Genomic DNA, 20,191 nt, shown 5'->3' on the forward strand with positions numbered 1-20,191 from the left:
CAGGATAAGCAGTGATAATATCTTGTTAAGCGGTAGTCGGTTATTTTGGACAGCCTGGCGAATAAGCTGTTGGGATGGACATATCGGCCCGCTACGAGCATCTTTCTCACCTCCTTCCTGGTGGTCTTTGTGATAGTATACTAAATCATACAATCATTGAAAAGCCCTAGGGAACCGGCCCATCCACTTGACATGGTGCGGGAGCTATGGTTAAATTTCCTTGGTATTCCCCAGACGGCTGGTTATCGATGCGGGGAAACCGATCTGAGGAGGAGGATATGACCCAGGTCTTCACGGTGCTCGGTGGCCTAGCGCTTTTCATATACGGGGTGCAGCTCATGGGGCAGGGTTTACAAAAGGCCGCCGGGGATAGGATGAGGAGGATATTAGGTGCTCTAACGGTTTCACCTCTTACCGGCACTTTGGTCGGCGCTTTCGTGACGGCCATAATTCAGAGCAGCAGCGCCACCACCGTCATGGTTGTTGGATTTGTCAACGCTGGGTTGATGACGCTGAAACAGGCCGTGGGTGTCATCTTCGGCGCTAACATCGGCACGACCATCACCGCTCAGCTCATAGCCTTTAAGCTCACGAGATATGCCCTGCCGATAGTGACGATCGGATTCGTGATGAATTTCGTGGGGAAACGGGATTTTATAAAATATCTCGGGCAGTTCTTCATAGGATTCGGCATACTTTTCCTGGGATTGCAGATCATGACGTCCGTTACCAAACCGTTGGCACACAACGAATCCGTCAGACGCATGTTCATAATATACAGCCATAATCGATTCTTGGGAGTGATCATCGGGTTTGCCATAACTGCGATCGTTCAGAGCAGCAGTGCCACCGTCGGGTTAGTTCAGACATTGGCAGGGGTCGGCCTGATAGATCTGCGCGGGGCGATACCTCTGATACTCGGCGATAACATCGGAACCTGCGTTACAGCACTCATAGCCAGTATCGGCGGGAACATATCGGCGAAACGGGCCGCCATAGCCCATATCATGTTCAACATAATAGGCACCCTCATAGTGATAGCTGTGCTGCCGCTATACATGGTGGTCATACAGAAAACCTCCGATGATCCCATGAGACTGGTGGCAAACGCCCACTCCATCTTCAACATCATGAACACCCTGATCTTCTTGCCTTTCGCGGGGATCTACGCGAGATTGATCCAGAGGATCATACCCGGTAAAGAGAAAGTGGTGGAGATCGGCCCGAAATTCCTGGATAAGGGATCTCTTAGGGTTCCTCCGGCCGCCATCAATCAGGTGATGAGGGAGCTGGTGAGGATGCTGAGGCTGACGAAGGAGATGGTGGACGACGCGATGAGAGCCTTTTTCAACGATAACCTCAGAGATCTTGAGCTCGTGCCACAACAGGAGGAGGCGACCGACCTGCTGCAGAGGGATATAACCGAATATCTGGCCGAGCTCTCTCAGAGACAGCTCAGCGAGAGCGAATCCAAAAAGATCCCCCTCCTCATACATTCGGTCAACGACATCGAAAGGATAGGTGACCTGGCCGAGAACCTGATGGAGCTCGCTCAGAAAAAGATCAATCAGAAATTGCCCTTTAGCGATCAGGCGATAGAGGAGATCAGGATCGAATACGAGGAGGTTACGAGGATGATAGAGGATGTGCTAGAGGCTCTCGAAAAGGACGATATCTCAGCGGCGCATAAGGCCTTATCCCGTGAGGATAAGATAAACGAGTTGACGGAACGGTTCCAGCAATCCCATGTCAAAAGGCTCGAGGAGGGAATATGCGTCGTGAAATCGGGTCTGGTCTTCCTGGATATACTTCATAACTTCGAGAAGATCGGCGATCACCTGACGAACATAGCGGGAGCGATCGTGAGGGGGATGTGAGATGCAGAATGTAGAACTGGAGGCACGTGTGGACAGAATCGAGATGGCCCTGGAGAGGCTTGCCCATGAAGTCGAGGAAACCTCCCGGTCCGTGAGGCTCCTCTCCCTGGAAACACGGACCTTTGAAAATGAAATGCGAGCCTTCAAAGAGGAGATGCTCGCATTTAAAGAGGAGATGCGCTCGTTCAAGGATGAGATGAACAAACGGTGGGGGGATCTTGCCAATAGACTCGGTACGCTCGTGGAGGATATCGTCGCACCGGCATTTCCCGATGTGATCAAGAGGAGGTTCGACCTGGAGCTGGAAGATATGATGGTCAGGAGGAAAAAGAGAAGAGGAGAGCTGAGGGAGGAGTTCGATGTGATAGGAGTCGGAGATGGCAAGGTCTTCGTCGTGGAGGTCAAGAGTCGATATAAGCCCGGAGATGTGGATCAGTTCTCGGAAAAGCTGAGAAGGTTCAAGCGGCTTTTCCCAGAGTATGAGGGAAAGGAGATCATCGGGATCATAGCATCGTTATATCTGGATGAGGGAGTGGTGGGGTATGCCACCACAAAGGGATATTATGCTATGGCGATGAAAGGGGACTACATGGATATTTTGAACTTCGACGAGATGAGGAGGTGATAGAAGTTGCCGGCCAATCTCCCCCCGCAGTATTATGAGACCAAAAGGCGATATGAGGCGGCGAAGACCGCTGAGGAGAAGATAAAGGTTCTGGAGGAGATGCTGGCGATCATGCCCAAACATAAGGGCACCGATAAGCTCCGGGCGGAACTCCGATCGAAGATCGCACGGTTGAAAAAGGAGCGGATTGAATCCAGAAAGGGAGGCAAACGGGGCAAAAACTATCACATTAGAAAGCAGGGGGCAGCCCAGATAGCCCTTCTCGGAGCACCGAATTCGGGCAAATCCAGCCTCCTATCCGCCTTAACGAATGCAAGGCCGCGGATATCCCCCTCGCCCTATACAACCCAGGAACCTATGGCCGGAATGGTGCCATTTGAGAACATCAGCTTTCAGCTCATAGACCTACCTCCGGTTACCGCCGATTTCATGAGACCCTGGATGAACGATATCTTCAGAAACGCCGATCTGATCGCTTTGGTGGCCGACCTTTCAACCGACGAGGTGCTTGATGGAATCGAAGGTCCCGTCCAGAAGCTTAAAGAACACGATATAGAGTTGGTGAGCAGACCTCCTGAGGAGGAAGAGGATATCAACTTCGATAGGGTCTTTAAGAGGTGTTTCATCCTGGCCAACAAAGCTGACTCTGAAGGAGCGAGAGATAGGCTGGAGGTCGTTTCGGACCTCTACGGTGAGAGGTTTGAGATCATACCCGTCTCCGCCGTCACAGGCGAGGGTCTGGAGGAGTTGAAGAAGGCGATCTTCAGGATAGCCGACATAATAAGGATCTATACCAAGGCGCCGGGGAAGAAACCGGATCTCACAGCGCCTATCATCCTACCCAAGGGAAGCGCCGTCCTAGATGCCGCCGAAGAGATACACAAGGACTTCGTCGAAAAGTTCAGATATGCCCGCATATGGGGGCCGGGAAGGATAGACGGTCAAAGCGTCAGCAGAACGGAGATACTCCGGGATGGCGATATACTGGAGTTCCACATATAGGCGAAAATCACTCGCTTCCCCTCAACCGTTTTAGCATGCCATAATCCAGCTTTCCCAATCCCTCGCTTGTCCCGAACCAGGCTATCGATCCGGATACGATCATACAGTTGACCCTTACCTCGCTGAACTTGGAGGGATAATTTATGCTATCCCATCCCACCACGGGAAGCTCCACGAAAGCCCCCGCATCGGTTGCCACCCAAAACTCCTCGCCGTTTAGCGCCAGGAATATATCCTCCACCAGCGTTACATCATCTTCCTCCGCCAGGATGGTAGAATACCATTTGTTCTGCAGCAGATCGTATTTCCCATATCCGTTTCTATTGTGGCTATACCAGCCGATCCACACCGATGTATCGGTGGCGAGTACGGATCTGATGGAATCGCTCGGCAGCCCCTGAGCCGATGAAAAGGTGGTCCAGGTCTTGCTCTTTCTATCGAACATGTTAAGACCGTTCATGGAGGTGGCCACCCAAACGCGGTCGCTCGTGATGGCTATTGAGACGGCATCGTTACCGGAAAGGCCGTCCTGCCTCGTGTATTTAACCCAGGTATCGGACGATCCATCCAGGGTAGCCACTCCGCCGAAGGTTGCGGCCCATACCTCGTCATCCATCAGCTTTACATCCGACACGTGTTTGCTGGGCAGACCGTCCAATATAGTGTATTCACGCTTGGCACCGGTGCTCTTATCGATTCGGATTATCCCCGAGTTAAGGGTGCCCACCCACACCTCCTTCCCACTGACAGCAAGCGCTCTGACGTTAACCCCTTTGAGATCCGGCATATCGGGGGAAGGTGTGAGTTTACCCTCAGATATATCGAAGCACGCAAGTCCCTTCGACGTTCCGACCCAGAGATAGTTCCCATCTAGAGCTAGCGCCTGCACCTCATTTGCGGGCAGCCCATCCGATATGGTATAGACCTCCCAGGCGCTCTCGCTTATCATGTTGGAGGCTTCGCTTATGAGATTAGCATCCGAGGATGTGTTTTTGACGAAGCTAAACTCCTCAATCGCCTCCTGGTGTCTTCTCAGCTCATGATAGGCCAATCCCCTTGCGAAATGAGCGTCGTCCAGCCACTCGCTTTGGGGATGTTGATTTATAAAGTCGGTTAAAGCGGCCAAAGCCTCCTCATATCTGCCGAGCTTTATGAGGAGCCTGCCGATCATGAACTGTGCCTTTGGGGCCTGTGGATCTTCCGGGAAGGATTGAACGGCGCTTCTGAGGGCCTGGACGGCCTTTTCCGGTTTATCGAGTTTCTCGGCGAAGAGAAATCCCGCCTTATAGATCGCCTCTTGAGCGAAGGGAGAGCCGGGGAAACAGGTGTAAAGCCTGTAATATGCCTCAGCCGCCTTATCGATCTGATTCTCCCGCAGATACCTCTCCGCCATCGCCTTGAATTTGTCCGCCATGTTATACCTTTCAGGGGCTAACGTGGCGACCAGGGCATAATACCTGAACGCCTCCTCCGTTTTCCCCTCCTTTTCCAGGATCTTAGCCAACTCATAATACGGATCGGGGAATCGGGGCATCTCGCGGATAGCCTCCATGAACTCCCTTTTCGCCTCATCGACCATTCCGAGGTCCAGAAAGTCAAGACCGTTTCTATATCGCTTGAACGCCTCATATGTGGGCCTTATTCCTTTCTTGGAGAGAAATTCGATCACCCGGATTTGATCCACCGGCACCCTGACCTGACTTCCATCCTGCAATCTCACCCGAACGGAAATCCCATCGGCTCCTAACCACTTCCCGGTTATCCTATCGCCATCCAACTTGTATATCACCGCATACTGACCAAATGCCAGGGCTGTGATCCATATCAAGAGAAAGGATATAGGGACTGATCTCCTTAACATCTCACACCTCCACCTCAATTCGCCTTAAAACACAATCCCTGCCCTGAACGATCTCCACGTCATCGGAACCACATCTGGGGCATGAGAGCACGGGGAGTATAAAATGCAACGCCGGGTCATCATCCACCTGGATATCCCCTTCATATCCACATGAATCACACCTGACAACGGGCTTAACAGTTGATAGGATTACCTTCGCTTCAGAGGCGATCGTGTTCTCCAGGCAGGTCTTCAGCCAGAATCTCATCTGCTCGAGGCTGAGGAAGGAGAGCTCTCCGATCTCAAGCTCGATCTTTAACACCGATTTGGCCCCCTTTTGTGATGCGGCGTCTAAGACGAGATGTGCTATCTCCTGGGCGACGGACAATTCGTGCATCTAAACACCTATCGCCTCGATTAGATCCTCTATACCGTCACCGGTCAATCCATTTGTCCAGATCACCTTGATGGAGGGTTTTATCCTACGGGCGTCCATCTCAAGCTTGGATATATCCACGCCCATCGGTCCGGCCAGATCGATCTTATTTATCGCCACAGCGACGGCATCCATGAAGATATAAGGGTGTTTGACCACCATATATGGCCCCTCCGTTACCGATATGACGACTACTCTCTTATGTGCTCCCAGGGGAAATTCCCCCGGGCAGATCAGGTTTCCCACATTTTCTATAAACAGCAGATCTATCTCATCCAGATCTATCTCTTCAAGAGATCTGCCGACCAGATTGGCGTCCAGATGGCATTCCTTGCCGGTATTGACCTGAACCACCTGAACCCCCTCCTCGCGGATACTGTCAGCGTCTATCGTTGTGGTCAGATCGCCCGCTATAACGGCTATGGAATATTTATCTTTCAGCCTTCTGACGATCTGCTTTATCAGGGTGGTCTTCCCCGATCCGATTGATCCCATAACGTCAATGGCCGTGATGCCCTTTGATTCGAGCAGTTGTCTGTTCCGTTGAGCCAGTTCCTCGTTCTTCCTGAGGAGGCTCTCCTCAAGCTCGATGTCGAAGATCTCTCCTTCCCGACTTTCAACCACCTTAATCGACATTCTCTCTCCTCCGTAATCCCAGGATATCAAGCATCATCTGAGCGTTTATCGCTGCCTGCCCGTTATGGCAGTTATTGAAGAAGACGTAGGTCTTATCCGTCTCCCGGGCAAGTTTCTCGATTTTAGGTCTCCACTCGACGAGCTCCCTTTCGGAATAAAGGTAATCGTATCTTTCGGACGATCCACCCTCCCACCATTTAGCGGCATTTCTGCCGTGGAACCTCACGTATCCGATCTCTCCAGTCGCCAGGGTGACGGGAGGTACAAGTCCCCTCAACCTCGGCTCATCGACGCAGCAATAGCTTATGCCGTTTTCCCTGAGGAACTCGAAGACGTCATCTCTCACCCAGGATCGATGTCTGAACTCGACCACAAGCGGGTATCCCTCGAAGATACGACTGATCTCCGCCAGATACCTCAAATTCTCAGATGAAAGCTTAAAGGAGTAGGGGAACTGGGCCAGAAAGGCACCGAATTTGCCCGTCTCGATGAGCGGTTGGATCGACTCCTGGAGCGCCTTTGCAGACTCCTCAACCTTCTCCCTCGAATGGGTTACATCCGAGTGGGTCTTGACCGTGAACTCAAATCCGTCAGGGGTCTTATCCGCCATTCTCTGGAACGTCTTGAGGGATGGAATCCGGTAGTAGGTGGAATTCACCTCAACGACGTTGAAACAACCGGCGTAGTATCTGAGCATATCCGCGATCCTCAGCTTCTCCGGATAGAATGTTCCCCTCCAATCCTTAAAGCTATATCCGGAAGTTCCCACTCTTATGTTCAATCCTTCCTCTCCTCCCGGTAACATCTTCGAGAGATATTATCCACTATTCTGACTGAGATTTCAACCTAGCCGGCCGATACCATTTAGCACGATTACAATAAGTTGATGTCTCACCCCCTTAATGGTAACATATTAGGTGATTTTGAGTCTGGAAGGAGGTGGTTAATAAAGTTGCTGACAAGGGAGACGAGAAAACTAACAATTCAGATGATAGCTGACATGGCGGGAGTTTCAAAAGCCACCGTATCGAGGGTCATCAACAATAAACCCTCCGTTGCCGAGGAGACAAGAAAGAGAGTCCTGGAGATAATCGAGAGGTACAACTATGTTCCCAATATCTTCGCCCAGGCGCTGAACCTCAACCGAAGTCAAGCCATCGGGCTCATAACGACCGAGATCACCAACATCGTCACCGCCGAGATAGCCTCTGTCATAGAGAGGACGGCCAAGGAGAAAGGCTATACGTTAATACTCTGTCTCACAGGGGGAAACGTGAAGGAGGAGATCTCCCACGTGAAGAGCCTATGTGAGAGAAAGGTGGACGGGATGATTATCATTCACGCCGGCAGCACCGATAGAAGGGAGGAGACGGAACATCTGTTTCAACTGAAGGAATACGGCGTTCCTTTCGTGCTCGTGTGCGACCCTATCCTGGGCCTGGAAACCGATTATGTGCTTATCGATCATGAAAGGGGAGCTTATGACGCCGTGAAACATCTGCTTGATCTGGGACATAGGAGAATCGGTTACATCTCAGGTCCCAAAGGCCTGTATACTGAGATGGCGCGGTTCAGGGGATATAAGAGGGCCCTCAGGGATCATGGCGTGAAGGTGGATAAAAGGCTGGTGAGGGAAGGCAGCTACGGACTTGAGGAGGGGTACAAGGCAGCGATCGATCTTCTGAGCATGAAGAACCGCCCCTCTGCCATCTTCGCCTTCAACGATATGGAGGCCATAGGGGTGCTACGGGCAGCGAGAGAGTTGGAAATACGCGTTCCAAATGAGCTGGCTGTGGTGGGCACAGATGACGTGCAGATAGCTCCTCTCCTGGAAGTGCCCCTCACCACCGTCTGCTTCCCTAAAAAACGGATAGGACAGGTGGCCGTGGAGCTGCTCTTGGAACAGATCGAAGCGAAAGGCTCCCCCAGATTGGATAGAGGTTTCAGGAAAGTACATATAGGACACTATCTCGTCATAAGGGAGTCCTGTGGAGCTAAACTCCGGTGAGATTTCCCGCCATCTCTATCACCCTCCCATCCGACGTCCCGGATTCGGTATCCACAAGAATCAAACCGCGCGGCCCACACATCTCGATATATCATGGCCGGTTATCCGTATATGGACGCCAAGGGCCAGGCACCGGTTAGGGGATCGAACCCTTCGTAGAGAGGACGGCCATTCTCGCAGCATAGTGTATGGCGTTTATCAGGCTTTCGGGGGAAGCTATCCCTCTACCCGCCTTGTCGAAAGCCGTGCCGTGATCGACAGATGTCCTGATTATCGGAAGTCCTAGGGTTATGTTAACTCCGCTTACCGATTCCCATCGCTCTCCTTTCTTGCTCCAGATAAACCCCTCCATTTTCAGAGGGATATGTCCCTGGTCGTGGTACATAGCCACAACGACGTCATATGCTCCTCCTTTTGCCTTGGCGAAGAGCGTGTCGGCAGGTACGGGCCCTTCAGCATCTATTCCCTCAGCTCTTGCCTCCTCCACGGCGGGCGTTATCTCCCTCTCCTCTTCCCAACCGAACAGCCCGCCATCGCTCGCATGTGGATTAAGGGCCGCCACCCCGATCCTCGGTGACTCTATCCCGAGCATCCTGCATGCCTCATAGGCGAGCCTTATCGTTCTGAGAACCCTATCCTTTTTGATCTCCTCGCACGCCTCCCTCAAGGGCAGATGAGTGGTTACGTGAGCGACCCTCAGGCTGCCGACGATAAGCATCATGGCGTAATCTTCCGTGTTGGTGAAATGGGCATATATCTCGGTGTGTCCGGGGAAGCGATATCCGGCCATGTTTAAAGCTCCTTTGTGTATGGGAGCGGTGACTGTAGCATCTATCTCTCCCTTCATAGCCAGCTCTATGACCTTCCTTATCGCTTGGAAGGCCGCCTTCCCCGCCATAGGTGAGATTCTACCATGCTGAAGCTCTGAAAGGTTAACGTTTTTAAGATCTAAGACGTCCATACCTCCGAACCGGAACTTCGCCTCGGAGGGTTGGGATATCGGATTCACCTCCAGATTGACCCCTGCGATCTGAATCCCCTGCTTCATAACGCCGGCATCTCCTACCACGAGCGGTCTGCATATCTCGTAGATCTCCCTCAGGGCCAGAGCTTTAGCCACTATCTCGGGCCCTATACCAGCTGGATCTCCCATCGTTATCCCGATGATCGGTCTGTTCATCTTCATCGCCTCATATCCGATTTTCCCCTGGAGCCTTCATGCGATATGGCCAGGTGATCTCCGAATTCTCAATACTGATAACATATCAAGGACGACAGGGTCAAGCTCTATCCAGATGGAATGGCGCACTTAACCTTGAACGGGGGATAGGTGAGAGATATAATTAGTGCGAAGATGTCGCCCTGGAGGTGATAAATGAAGATCGAATTTGCAAACCCTTTCGCCGTCGAAGGGAGATGGTTCAAGGGAAATCTCCATACCCACTCCACCAACAGCGACGGCGCCCTCAGCCCTAGGGAGCTCATACGGAGATACAGGGATTCAGGATATGATTTTCTGGCTATAACCGATCATAATAAACTAACTGAGGTCGATGATCCGGGAGATGAGATCCTGCTTATCCCCGGTGAGGAGATAAACGTCGGGAAGAGCGAAGTGGGCACGGATTTCCATCTCGTCCTCCTTGGAATAAAAGAGCATATCTCCGACCGAAGCTCGCCTCAGACGGTCATCGATCGGGCAAAAGCCCAGGGAGGTGAGGTGATCCTCTGTCATCCCTACTGGTCGCAGCTCAGCATAAACGATATGCTTTCCATAGAGGGGTATATCGGAGTTGAGGTCTTCAACAGCACATGCCATTTCAGCATCGGAAAAGGGCTGTCACAGATCCATTGGGACGATCTGCTGGTGAGAGGGAAACACGTATGGGGATTCGCCGTGGACGATGCCCATCACCACACAAGCGATCATCGTCCCACGGATGTCTGTAACGCCTGGATATCGGTCAAAAGTTCAGAGTTAACCCTCGACTCCATCATGAACGCCATACGATCGGGTTATTTCTACTCGAGCAACGGGCCCGAGATACTTGACATACGTATAGAAGAGGAGGTCATATATGTGGAGACATCACCTGTCAGGCATATCACCTTCATCTCGGTAGACGGCAGAGGTGAGAGATGGACACCGATAGGGTGTGAGACCATCACGCAGGCACGCCATCGAATTCGAAATGGGGAGAGGTTCATCAGGATCGAGTGCGAGGATCTCAACGGCAGGTGGGCATGGTCAAACCCGATCTTTATCCGATAGACTTCGCCGGGTATGGCGCTTATCTCCGATCAGGAGGCGGTGGGCGAATTCCCGCTCTGGCGGTTCTCCATCACCATGTAGGTCGGTCCAATTCCACCACCTTTTTAACGGTGAGCTCTTTGAGCAGCTTGACCTGAGGGGTCTTTTCAGCGATAATTGTATCTGTTCTCATCCATAACCCTCGTTCGCCTATCGGAAGCGAGGGTGAAGCTCAGGAGGTATCCGACCATGGAGAGACCTATTGATCTCAAGGTGGGCGTTAAGCCCGTTTTCGTCCAGCTCATCCATTCCGGCTCCTATGAGGGGCCGTGTAGGGTGGGCGATAGGAAAAGCCTTGATCCCGAAACCGAGAGGATGAGAGGTGAGGAGAACTTCAAAAGGTTCGTCGAGGACCTCAAGGCGAACCTCTCCTCCGACGCTCGGATACTTGAGCCCGTCAGGATAGAGTGGGGCGACAACTGGATCATACCCGAACGGGAGATCAAAAAACTGGAGGGCGATCTGGAGGATGTCGATCTCTTCTTCGTCTCCGGAGGGCTTTCGCAGTATCCGGCCATAACCATAGGCCATCGATACGGGAAACCGATCGCGATGATGGGAGCGGTCGTGACGGTCGATGTAGCGGCCTATCTCAGATCGAGAGGGCTCGAGGGATATGCTCCGCTGGATTTTGCCGAGCTGAACCACCTCATCTCGCTCCTGAAGGTGAGAAAGGCCGTTCGAAACACTAAAGTTCTTCTGGCGCTGGAGGGAGACGTCATACCGGTAGGGGTTGTAAGCACCGTCTGGGATCTCGATGACCTCAAAGACCGCCTCGGAGTCGATCACGTCTCTATACCGGCGAGGGAGATCTTCCGGAGGATGGAGACCATGCCAGAGGAGGATCTGAAAAAGGCGGAGGAGCTGACCGACGGATTGATCGGGAGGGCCGAGAAGGTCCATATGAGCAGGGGAGATATCCTCCAATCGGCCAAGTTCTACGTGACCGTTAGGAGGATGATGAATGAGCTTGAATGTAACGCCTTCGTCATCCCCTGTTTTGAGATCTGTGCCCGTAGGCTCGCCGAGAGCAACAGGTTAACCTTCTGTCTCACCCATTCTCTTCTGAAGGATGAGGGATATCCGTCGGCGTGCGAAGGGGATATAAACGTGTTGATGGCGATGGCTCTCCTGATGTATACGTCGGGGAAATCGGCATATATGGGCAACTCCTATATCGTAAACAGGACGGAAAACGTGATCGCCGTGCATCACGATGTTCCAGGGCTGAAGATGAAGGGCTTAAACGGCCCGGATCTGCCATATGAGATAAGGAACTTCACCGTCGGCGGATGGGGCGCCACGATACGATATGATTTCTCGAGGGATATCGGCGAGCCCGTCACGATGGCGAGGTTCAATCCAACGGCGACGAAACTGCTTGTCGCAGGAGGAGAGATGGCGGGATCGGGCGGTTTCGACAGGGTAGGGTGCTCGCTGAGCGCTCACGTTAAGGTCAGCGACGCCGTCGAATTGTTACACAAGGAGGTCGATTTCGGCCACCATCTCGCCCTCGTTTATGGGGATTATACGAAGGAGATGAGGGAGCTGGGCGAGATGATGGGGATCGAGGTGGTCGAAGTATAATATGTTTCACCCGTTCTCCAACATAGCAAAGATAAATAGGTTCGGTTGGGTTATAATCGGCCTGACGTTCCTGCACGTTCTACCTATATGGTCGTTCAGATATTTCCCCTCACAGGACGGACCGTGTCATCTCGAAAACTCGTATATGCTGCTCCATTACTTCGATGACGACAAAACCTACAGCCGATACTATAAGCTTAACCTCAAGCCCGTTCCGAACTGGCTCTCACATCCGCTGTTGGCCCTTATGATGCTCTTCCTCCCTCCCCTTATCTCCGAGAAGATCCTGCTGACGGCCTATGTTATCCTCTTTGTCCTCTCCATCCTCTATTTCCTCAGATCTGTTGGTGAGGATAAGCTTTTCCTCTCTCTGTTTGCCTTCCCCTTTATCTACAACTATCTGTTACACATGGGGTTTTACAACTTCTCCTTCAGTTTTCCCCTCACCTTTCTGGCGATCGGATATTGGTGGAGGAGACGGGACAGATGGAATGACTGGCGGGTGATAGCGGGGTTAAATCTGTTGCTGATCCTCCTTTACTTCTGTCACATAGTCTCCCAGCTTCTGGCCGTGGGCTCGATTCTGCTTTTAGCCGCCCTATATAACAAGTTGGAGGTTCACAGGACGGCGGTTCTGGCCGGATCGCTTTTGCCTTCATATCTGCTGCCGATCTATTACGTGCGCACTTACACCCTACAGCACAGCGGCAGATGGGCGATGCATGATCTGCTGAGCTATTTCGCCAAGATCGGCTCGCTCACCTCGTATGACGAGAGAGAGTATTATATCGGCAAGGCGCTGGCGATTCTCCTAGCGGTTTTGTTTCTCTATACCCTCGTCCGTGAGAAATTCAGTATCGAAGGTGGCAGATTCAGGTTCAGGCCGGATATGAAGGATGGCTTTTTTCTCCTATCGGTCATCTTTTTCCTGTTGTATCTTTACATGCCGGATGGGATCTCCAAAGGAGGGTTTGTCACGACGAGGTTAAATCTGTATCCGTTTATCGTGATACTGCCCTGGCTGAGCGTGAGGTTCCGCAGACCGGCTAAATACGTCGTGGGCGGTCTTCTCATCCTTCTGGCCCTCGCCCACCTGGGGTTCGCCTCCTATTACTACGCCGTGCTCAACAGAGGGCTCGACGAGTATACCTCAGGAATTTCGTTCGTCAGGATGAATGAGACGATTCTGCCTCTCAGCTTCGACCATCGCGGGAGATCCGCCAGGATAGGTCTTTACCTCCATGCCGCCGGATACTACTGCGCCGCGAAAGGCGCTATAGAGCTCGATGATTATGAGGGCAACACGGGTTATTTCCCTCTGAGCTATAGAACCTCGATGAATCCGTTCGCCCTAATCGGCAACATAGAGGGAGATCCGGGAAACGTGCATCCGGAGAGATATCCGGAGCCGATAGATTACATACTGCTCTGGAGCCCGAAGGATCAATTCCCAGCCCGCGAGTGGATCGAGAAAAATTACAGGTTGATCCACTCGCAGGGTAGATTGAGGCTATACAGACGCGCGTCCTAACCGGTTTGTTCGATCTTATCGGATCTCGAAGCTAACGTATCTCCTTATAGCGGCGAGGATGTCGCTCTGTTTAATCCCTTTAGGCACGACGAGCAGACACGATCCGCCGAATTGCTGCCAGGCAGGGATGAAATCGTGATACGGAATTCGGCTCACCCTGACGAAGTTCGGATCGTTCACCATGAGCCTCTTTTTGGTGTCGTCATATCCGACCACCACGACGGCATGACCGACATCCCTTCTCGCCCTGTATGTTACGATCGGAGGCCATTTGTTAACGAGAAGGGCTTTGAGTATTTCGAGGTTTAACCCCGCCATTATGTAAGCTTCCAGGTCATATCCTCGGGCGATCCTTGCCAGTTGGCTGAGCGTTACCCCTCCATATTTACCTCTGCTTTTGAGCTGTCTGACGATGTCCCCTTCTCTAACTCCTTTTCCATAATAGTTCAACACCATCCTAAGGGAATCCGGTCCGCAATCGGGGCCATACTGTCTGGCGGGATTATGAGGTACGGGAAGAGTAAACTTTTGAGGCAGTGACGGTATCTCGGCCGATACCTCCTTTTCAACCTTCCCGTTTGACATATCGACCGGCTTAGCCGTCAGATCGGCCTTGAGCTTATTATAGGTCATCTCACAGCCGATAAGCGGGAAGATCATGAGGGCAAGAAACGCTAAAATCAACACATTGCGATACAACTTGAACCCTCCCGGATCGTCCTCAGATCGATTATACCCTACCTGGTTTCGAGCTGTCAAATTTCCAAAATGGCATTTTCAATACGTTCGCCGGCTTACCAAAGCAATTGCTTCAGCCGCCGGCATTGTGGTAAAATATTCCTCGTATATCGGAGATCCATCATTTAGGTTGGGGCGATGGGTGCTGTTGTTCTTAGACCGGAAAAGGAGCTGCGCGTCAAAGAAGGGCACCCCTGGGTTTTCAAGGATAACATAGCCAGATACCAGGATGTGATCGGCGCGGGGGAGATAGTTAACGTGCTGGACTCTGAGGGCGAGTTCATCGGCAAGGGATATATCAATCCCATCTCATCGATAACCGTCAGAATCCTATCATGGGATAGGGAGGAGAAGATAGATCAGGATTTCTTCCTCAGGAGGATCTCATCGGCGAACGATGCCCGCAGAAGGATAATCGAGGCGTGCAGATCGCTCGGAATGGGAGAGGAGGAGGCCTATAGGGTTGTCTACGCCGAGGCGGATGGATTGCCCGGCCTTGTGGTGGACAGATACGGCGATTATCTGGTGATCCAGATTTTGACGCTGGGGATGGAGATCAGGCGGGATATGATACTCAAAGCCTTGATCGAGATCTTCAACCCTAAGGGCATCTTCGAGAAAAGCAACCCGAAATCCAGGCGTCCCGAAGGACTTAAACCGGTCGTGGGGGTTGCGTGGGGTGAGGTGCCTGAACTCATAACGATTCGCCAGGACGATATGACCCTCATCGTCGATCCCTGGAAGGGACAGAAGACGGGTTTTTTCTTGGATCAGAGGGAGAACCGCCGTGCTCTCCGAAAGTTCATCAATCCGGGCGATAGAGTTTTGGACTGTTTCTGCTATACTGGAGCCTTCTCGATGATGGCCGCTAAGAGGGGAGCGGAGGTCTTGGGGGTGGATCTGGCCGAGAGAGCCGTGGAGCTATGTTACCATAACGCCAGATTGAACGAGGTGGAGGATAGGTGCAGCTTTGAGGTGAACGACGCCTTCGATAAGCTTTACGATATGGACAGAAATGGCGAGAGGTTCGACGTCATCATCCTCGATCCGCCGGCCTTCGCCAAAAGTCAGGATGCCGTCCGGGCGGCCCTGAGGGGATATAGGGAGATAAACACCCGCGCCATAAGGCTGATCAGAGAGGGAGGAATACTCGCCACCTCATCCTGCACCCAACATGTGGGCGAGGGGACGTTTCTCAATATGCTCGCCGTCTCGGCCAGAAAGGCGGGGAGGCAGGTTCAGTTCCTGGATATCAGATCACAGCCCTGGGATCATCCCGTCGCCCCAAACTGTTCCGAGACGAGATACCTGAAGTTCGTCATATGCAGGGTATTGTGATCCGAGGTGGAGGATATGAGCAAATGGAAGAGGCTTCTGAGCCAAAGTATCACGACAGGCGAGCAGCCGGCAGAGCTGCTCGAAGATGTGGATGTCGAAAGCATAGAGAAGGTTCGCCGGATCTTCCCGATGCGCATCAATCGATATTTCCTCAATTATGAAGGCAAGATCTACACCTATCCGGCCAATCCGCCGGAGTGAAGGGGAGTGGTAATTGGATAAGATATCCGTCCATGGGATACAGTTCTACGGTTATCACGGGGTTTCTCCGGAGGAGACGGAGCTCGGCACGAGGTTTGCCGTGGACGTCGATCTCTTCTTGGACCTGAGGGAAGCGGGGCTGAGCGACGATCTGAAGCGCACGGTGGATTATACCAAAGTTTACAATCTGGTCCTCAAGATAGGAACCGGGATGAGGTTCAAGCTGCTCGAATCGATCGCCGAGCAGATCGCCGCCGAGATATTAAACCAGTTCGACATCGAAGGGGTAACGGTCAGGGTGAAAAAACTCTCCCCGCCTATCCCGGGGGTTCTCGATCACGTCTCCGTCGAGATACATAGGAGCCAGGAAAAGCACGTTGCACGTTAGCACGCTTAACGTTCCAACGGCATTTATAGTCATCGCTCTTATTTCCCTTGAGTAGGGGCGAAAGATTTTTCGCCCGTACTATCTATGGCCAATTGTCCGCCGTCCATAGATCAGCTGTCATTTGTAGTCATTATGCCATTCGGCTTCGCCGTCATTAGAACGTTTAACGTTCCAACGTTCAACGTTTTAACGTTTTCCAATCGGCTTCGCCGTCATTAATGACTACAAATGACGATAAATGACCTATAAGCGGCGGACGGTAGCTTTAAAAATCTCTGCTACACTTAACGATAATATGAGCGAACGAGGTAAAGCTTATGACCAACCTTAACGATCTTATCAGGTTAATCTCCGATGAGATGAGACAGAGAAAAGAGGAGGGATGCGATATCAGCGAGGTGGAGGCGAGGTTTAACGCATCCTCCAGGGAGGACCTCGCCGAACTGGAGGAGATCCTTCGTGAGCTGGAATCGCTTCCCGTGAGGGATGATTTCCCGTATATCGAGCCTTCAACCCTGGATGAGATAAAAGCTCAGAGACCCGATGGGCCCAGGCGTATGGAGAAACGGTTCAGCGAGGATTATCTCCTGGATAAGATCTATGGCGCGTGGCTTGGCAGATGTGCCGGCTGCACCCTGGGGAAACCGGTCGAGGGATGGCATAGATCCAGGATAGAGGAGTATCTGAAGCTGGCTGATGCCTATCCATTGGATTACTATTTCCCCGTCCTGGTTCCCATTCCGGATGGATTTCCCAAACATCTCGAAAATCACGGCTGTATGAGGGGCAGGGTCAAGCGGATGGAACGTGACGACGATATCGACTACACCATCATGGGGCTCCACATACTCGAATCCCATGGCCCCGATTTCACCACCACGGATGTGGCCCGAGCATGGCTGGATCGACTCCCATATCACATGGTTTACACCGCCGAACGGGTCGCCTACAGGAATCTGGTGATGGGCCTTCAGCCGCCCGAGTCGGCCACATACAGAAATCCCTATCGCGAGTGGATCGGCGCTCAGATCAGAGCCGATTGCTGGGGGTATGTCACGCCCGGATATCCGGAGCTGGGGGCGGAATTTGCCTTCAGAGACGCGATGCTATCGCACGTTAAAAACGGGATATACGGCGAGATGTTCGTGGCCGCCATGCTCTCCGCCGCCTTCGTAACGGACGATATCGAGGAGATCATAAGGGTGGGGCTTTCGGAAATCCCCGCCAAAAGCAGGCTCGCTGAGGCGATAGAGAACACGATCAGATGGAGGGGGGAGTGTCGGACGTGGCAGGAGGCGTGGGAGAGGGTGAACGAGAGATACGGCCATTACCACGGGGTGCATACCATAAACAACGCCGCCGTCGTATGCCTCGGTCTGCTTTACGGCGAAGGGGATTTCGCCAGGACGGTGAGCATAAGCGTGATGGGGGGATGGGATACCGACTGTAACGGCGCCACCGCCGGCTCGATAATCGGCGCCGTTTTGGGGGCGAAGAGACTTCCCTCCGAATGGATCGATCCTCTCAACGATACGGTGCGTAGCTTCGTGATGGGATTCGATAACAGCCGTATCTCAGATCTCGCGGCTCGCACGCTTAAGATGGCTAAAATCGTGCTTGAAGGGAGATAAAGATGCCGGGGCTTTTATGGCCCCGGCACGAGGGGGAAGAGATGAAGGGTCAGACGGGTTTGGCGAGATAGAGTAAAGTCTGTCCGAGAAGCTTGAGATCGATGATGAGACACATCCTTTTTATATAGGCGAGGTCAAATCTGAGCTTGCGGATCACATCCTCCGCACACCTATCATATCCGTTCCTGATCTGTGCTAATCCCGTGATCCCGGGCTTAACTTTCAACCTATGCATGTAGCCCGGTATGGTCGTCACAAACAGGTTGACGAAAGGCGGCCTTTCGGGCCTCGGTCCCACCAGGGACATGTCCCCCTTGATGAGGTTAATCAACTGAGGTAACTCGTCCAGCTTGAGCTTCCTTATGACCCTGCCCACCCTCGTAAGGCGAGGGTCGTTCTCACTCGCCCAGACCGGCCCTGTCTTTTTCTCGGCATCGGCGATCATGGTCCTGAACTTATAGATCTTGAATATCTCGCCGTTCTCCCCGACCCTCTCCTGGAGATAAAGGGCCGATCCCCTCGAATCGATCTTGATCAACAGCGAGATGAGAGCGAAGAGAGGAGCTAAGAGGATGATCCCGATTAACCCAAAGGTGAGATCTATCATTCGCTTGACGAAGAGGTACCATCCGCGATCGGAGGGGGCGAACGAGATCTCCAGATAGTTCAAAGTCCTGTGATGTCTCCCGACCGCTTCCAGGATCTCCCTGTAAAGCTGGGGAGCGTTATGAGGCAATTCCAGCGTCTGTACCCCTATGAACCCCCTGTTCATCTTTCCACCCCGTTCGATCTGATGTTTAAGATTTTGAACTGATTAAAATCGTCAACATCGATTAAAGCAATTAACATGCCATTTGGGATGGCGGATGAGAACAGGCAAAATCAGGGTTTTTCAGCGCCTATCAGGTTGGAGGATTATGAACCGACTTTCACAGAGTTTGCTAAATATTGAATATGCAATCCGCTTCACCGAATTAACCCATGATACCTTCCCATCCAATACGGCAAAAGGAAGAAGGCGCCGTCGTTTTCACTCCTTCCTCCCCTTCCTCCCCGCAGCTTATATGGATTGCCGTCCCAGTTGACATCGGCACAAATTTCGGAGTGAGGCTCAGTGAGAGTTTGACGCTCTCTTTTCAGATGGCTTTGTTTGCTCATTGGAAGCTGTGTTTATTTGACAGGGCTGTAGGGTCGAGCATCTACTTGCGTTTTTTTTTTCCGTAATGGTATAATTCCAGACGAAAATGAGGGTGCTCTCCAAAATAGTACCAAAAGTTAACGGTAAGCGAGATAAAAAGGAGGGGTATCATGACGAGATTAACATTTTGTAGGTTTTGCTCGCTTATATCCTTGGTTTTACTTCTCACAACTGGGGTGGCTTTCGAAGCTGCTCTCGGAGCAACCGTCGATCAGGAGGTATTTGAACTTGCGAAGAATCAAAATCTTCTGAAGCTCAAAGTGTTTCTCACTCATCAACCGGGACACCAGATAGCACTTGCGGAGAAGCAAGTCTTCCAACCTGAATTCGATCGTCTCTCCCAGCAGGTTCGGGAACTCATTCAGCCGTTTAAGATCAGTAAGGACATAATCCCTCAACCTATTAGAGAGCGACTCAAAGATATAAATAGAAAGCGCGACGCGCTGTTGGATGAAATGCGTCGGGCTATTTATGCAAGGATTAAACCTCAGATCCAACCTCAGCAAGATAGAGTTAAGCGGTTCGTTACTGATATTCTTAAGGGACACGTCTATGCCCAGGTGAGCTTCGTCAATGTGTTAGGGGTTGAGATTCCTTCATCTGCTCTCACTCAACTAGCGAACCACCCTGATGTGGCCCGGATAAGTGTAGATCATGAAGGACAACCGGAGCTAGATGATACCGCTGAAGCCATCGGCGCCGATCAATTTTGGTATTATGGTTATACGGGAGATGGCACATGGGATGTAGCCGTTGTAGACTCTGGAGTGAGCCTTTACCATCCAGCTCTTAGCGCACACAGAGAGTCAGGAGACCCGTATATTTCTACGATGAGTAACCGACC

19 protein-coding genes are annotated in these 20,191 nt (G+C 52.0%); 12 read left to right on the forward strand and 7 right to left on the reverse strand.

What is annotated here, in order from left to right; all coding sequences use genetic code 11:
- The first annotated feature begins 278 nt into the window (after positions 1–278).
- The 3 genes from J7M22_18815 to J7M22_18825 are packed head-to-tail and all read left to right on the forward strand — an operon-like array spanning position 279 to position 3,504.
- Complete coding sequence (locus J7M22_18815) at positions 279–1,877, forward strand: Na/Pi cotransporter family protein (protein MCD6508656.1); 1,599 nt, start codon at positions 279–281, stop codon at positions 1,875–1,877.
- 1 nt (position 1,878) lies between these two features.
- A complete protein-coding gene (locus tag J7M22_18820) occupies positions 1,879–2,502 on the forward strand; it encodes a hypothetical protein (protein ID MCD6508657.1) in 624 nt (207 codons plus the stop codon).
- 6 nt (positions 2,503–2,508) lie between these two features.
- Entirely contained in the window at positions 2,509–3,504 is a 996-nt protein-coding gene (locus J7M22_18825) for a TGS domain-containing protein (protein MCD6508658.1), read from the forward strand.
- A gap of 7 nt (positions 3,505–3,511) precedes the next feature.
- On the opposite strand, the gene J7M22_18830 is transcribed toward J7M22_18825, so the two are convergent.
- The 4 genes from J7M22_18830 to J7M22_18845 are packed head-to-tail and all read right to left on the reverse strand — an operon-like array spanning position 3,512 to position 7,221.
- Positions 3,512–5,365: a tetratricopeptide repeat protein gene (locus J7M22_18830; GenBank protein ID MCD6508659.1), complete on the reverse strand. Its 1,854-nt coding sequence runs from the start codon at positions 5,363–5,365 to the stop codon at positions 3,512–3,514.
- 1 nt (position 5,366) lies between these two features.
- Entirely contained in the window at positions 5,367–5,741 is a 375-nt protein-coding gene (gene hypA, locus J7M22_18835) for a hydrogenase maturation nickel metallochaperone HypA (protein MCD6508660.1), read from the reverse strand.
- Positions 5,742–6,416, reverse strand: a complete 675-nt coding sequence (gene hypB / locus J7M22_18840; GenBank protein MCD6508661.1) for a hydrogenase nickel incorporation protein HypB — start codon at positions 6,414–6,416, stop codon at positions 5,742–5,744.
- Positions 6,406–7,221, reverse strand: coding sequence for a DUF72 domain-containing protein (locus J7M22_18845; GenBank protein MCD6508662.1), 816 nt, complete (start codon positions 7,219–7,221; stop codon positions 6,406–6,408). The genes hypB and J7M22_18845 overlap by 11 nt, the downstream gene beginning before the upstream one ends.
- Before the next feature lie 147 nt (positions 7,222–7,368).
- Here J7M22_18845 and J7M22_18850 point away from each other — a divergent pair, with 147 nt between their 5' ends.
- Positions 7,369–8,424 carry a LacI family DNA-binding transcriptional regulator gene (locus J7M22_18850; GenBank protein MCD6508663.1) on the forward strand — a complete coding sequence of 352 codons (1,056 nt, stop codon included), beginning with the start codon at positions 7,369–7,371 and terminating at the stop codon, positions 8,422–8,424.
- 136 nt (positions 8,425–8,560) lie between these two features.
- On the opposite strand, the gene pdxA is transcribed toward J7M22_18850, so the two are convergent.
- Positions 8,561–9,610 carry a 4-hydroxythreonine-4-phosphate dehydrogenase PdxA gene (gene pdxA, locus J7M22_18855; GenBank protein MCD6508664.1) on the reverse strand — a complete coding sequence of 350 codons (1,050 nt, stop codon included), beginning with the start codon at positions 9,608–9,610 and terminating at the stop codon, positions 8,561–8,563.
- 189 nt (positions 9,611–9,799) lie between these two features.
- Between pdxA and J7M22_18860 the strand changes: the two genes are divergently transcribed.
- From J7M22_18860 to J7M22_18870, 3 genes are all read left to right on the forward strand, one after another.
- Entirely contained in the window at positions 9,800–10,696 is an 897-nt protein-coding gene (locus tag J7M22_18860) for a PHP domain-containing protein (GenBank protein MCD6508665.1), read from the forward strand.
- 228 nt (positions 10,697–10,924) lie between these two features.
- Positions 10,925–12,322, forward strand: coding sequence for a hypothetical protein (locus J7M22_18865; protein MCD6508666.1), 1,398 nt, complete (start codon positions 10,925–10,927; stop codon positions 12,320–12,322).
- Between the two features lies 1 nt (position 12,323).
- On the forward strand, positions 12,324–13,853 hold the full coding sequence (locus J7M22_18870; protein ID MCD6508667.1) for a hypothetical protein: 1,530 nt from the start codon (positions 12,324–12,326) through the stop codon (positions 13,851–13,853).
- 15 nt (positions 13,854–13,868) lie between these two features.
- Here J7M22_18870 and J7M22_18875 read toward each other — a convergent pair whose 3' ends face one another.
- Positions 13,869–14,552 carry a C39 family peptidase gene (locus J7M22_18875; protein ID MCD6508668.1) on the reverse strand — a complete coding sequence of 228 codons (684 nt, stop codon included), beginning with the start codon at positions 14,550–14,552 and terminating at the stop codon, positions 13,869–13,871.
- 177 nt (positions 14,553–14,729) lie between these two features.
- Here J7M22_18875 and J7M22_18880 point away from each other — a divergent pair, with 177 nt between their 5' ends.
- From J7M22_18880 to J7M22_18895, 4 genes are all read left to right on the forward strand, one after another.
- The gene (locus J7M22_18880; protein ID MCD6508669.1) at positions 14,730–15,929 is read left to right on the forward strand and encodes a class I SAM-dependent rRNA methyltransferase; all 1,200 of its coding nucleotides are present in this window, start codon (positions 14,730–14,732) and stop codon (positions 15,927–15,929) included.
- 15 nt (positions 15,930–15,944) lie between these two features.
- On the forward strand, positions 15,945–16,130 hold the full coding sequence (locus J7M22_18885) for a hypothetical protein (protein MCD6508670.1): 186 nt from the start codon (positions 15,945–15,947) through the stop codon (positions 16,128–16,130).
- Positions 16,131–16,143: 13 nt separating this feature from the next.
- Positions 16,144–16,518: a dihydroneopterin aldolase gene (folB, locus tag J7M22_18890; GenBank protein MCD6508671.1), complete on the forward strand. Its 375-nt coding sequence runs from the start codon at positions 16,144–16,146 to the stop codon at positions 16,516–16,518.
- Between the two features lie 317 nt (positions 16,519–16,835).
- Positions 16,836–18,149 carry an ADP-ribosylglycohydrolase family protein gene (locus J7M22_18895; protein MCD6508672.1) on the forward strand — a complete coding sequence of 438 codons (1,314 nt, stop codon included), beginning with the start codon at positions 16,836–16,838 and terminating at the stop codon, positions 18,147–18,149.
- 49 nt (positions 18,150–18,198) lie between these two features.
- Here the strand turns inward: J7M22_18895 and J7M22_18900 are convergent, their stop codons facing one another.
- Entirely contained in the window at positions 18,199–18,921 is a 723-nt protein-coding gene (locus J7M22_18900; protein MCD6508673.1) for a sugar transferase, read from the reverse strand.
- A 536-nt stretch (positions 18,922–19,457) separates the two neighbouring features.
- On the opposite strand from J7M22_18900, the gene J7M22_18905 reads away from it, so the two are divergent.
- The coding region (locus J7M22_18905; GenBank protein ID MCD6508674.1) for a hypothetical protein at positions 19,458–20,191 on the forward strand (734 nt) is incomplete at its 3' end.

The sequence above is a fragment of the Candidatus Poribacteria bacterium genome, from assembly GCA_021162805.1.
GTDB lineage: Bacteria > Poribacteria > WGA-4E > B28-G17 > B28-G17 > JAGGXZ01.